Source organism: Dactylosporangium siamense (assembly GCF_016862795.1).
Classification (GTDB): Bacteria; Actinomycetota; Actinomycetes; order Mycobacteriales; family Micromonosporaceae; genus Dactylosporangium; species Dactylosporangium siamense.
Genome location: NZ_BONQ01000266.1, coordinates 1 through 1,427, shown reverse-complemented (window position 1 = coordinate 1,427; position 1,427 = coordinate 1). Strand labels below are relative to the sequence as shown.

Sequence of the window (1,427 nt, the reverse complement as noted above, 5' to 3'; positions counted from 1 at the left end):
ATCGCCGATCCGACTGGTGGCGGCACCCGGCTGTATCGCACAGGTGACGTGGCCCGGTGGCGTGCGGATGGTCAGGTGGAGTTCCTGGGTCGCTCCGATGATCAGGTGAAGGTGCGCGGGTTCCGGATCGAACCGGGCGAGATCGAGCATGTCCTGCTCGGGCACCCGGAAGTGTCCGCCGCGGTGGTGGTGGCGGATGGGGACCGGCTGGTGGCGTATGTGGTGGGCGAGTCCGCCGGGTTGCGGGAGTTCCTGGGTGCACGGTTGCCGGAGTACATGGTGCCGGCGGTGTTCGTGGAGTTGACGGCGTTGCCGTTGAACCGCAACGGGAAGGTGGACCGGGCGGCGCTGCCCGCAGTCACTGCGTCGCGGCCGACAGCCGCGTTTGTGGCGCCGCGGGGCGCGACGCAGGAGGTGCTGGCCGGGGTGTGGGCCGAGCTGCTGGAGATGGGGCAGGTCGGGGCGGCCGACAACTTCTTCGCTCTTGGTGGGCATTCGTTGTTGGCGACGCGGGTCGTGTCGCGAATTCGGAGCCTGTTCGGGGTTGAGGTTCCGGTGGCGGCAGTGTTCGATGCGCCGACGGTGGCTGGGCTGGCTGGGGTTGTTGAGGCGGCGTCGGGGGCGGTGGCGCCTCCGGTGGTTCCGGTGGAGCGCGGTGAGCGGTTGCCGTTGTCGTTTGCGCAGCAGCGGCTGTGGTTCCTGCACCAGCTCGATCCGGACTCGGTCGAGTACAACCTGCCGATGCCGATTCCCCTGTCCGGCGGGCTGGACGTGGAGGCACTGGCGGGCGCGTTGACGTCGCTGATCGCTCGGCATGAGGTGTTGCGGACCCGGCTGGTCCCGGACGCCGACGGTGTGCCGTGGCAGGTGATTGATGCGGCGCCGGAGCGGTTCGACCTGTCCGTGGTCGAGTTGGCCGCTGGTGAGGTGGGTGCGTGGCTGGACGCGGATGCTGCGGTGCCGTTTGATCTGGGTGCTGGTCCGTTGTTCCGGGCGACGCTGCTGCGCATCGCCGAGGACGAGCACGTGCTGGCGCTGGCGATGCACCACGTGGTCGGCGACGACTGGTCGGCGGGCATCGTGCAGCGCGAGCTGTTCGCGGAGGATGCGCTGCCGCCGCTGCCGGTGCAGTACGCGGACTTCGCGGTGTGGCAGCGGCGGTGGCTGACCGGCGAGGTCCTCGAAGGCCAGCTCGGCTACTGGCGGGACAAGCTGGCCGGCGCGCCGGTGCTCGAGTTGCCGGCGGATCGGCCGCGGCCGGCGGTGCGCTCGTCGGAGGGCGCGGCGATCGGGTTCACGGTGCCGGCGGAAGTGGTCGAGAGGCTGCGGACGCTGGCGCGGGGCACGAGCGCGTCCATGTTCATGACGTTGTACTCCGCGTTCACGGTGCTGTTGTCCCGGTACGCCGGGCAGGACGACATCGTGGT

1 protein-coding gene is annotated in these 1,427 nt (G+C 70.1%); it reads left to right on the top strand.

The features are described 5' to 3' along the window. Positions 1 to 75 precede the first annotated feature (75 nt). On the top strand, positions 76 to 1,427 hold a 1,352-nt coding region (locus Dsi01nite_RS56850), incomplete at its 3' end, for a condensation domain-containing protein (protein ID WP_239137334.1).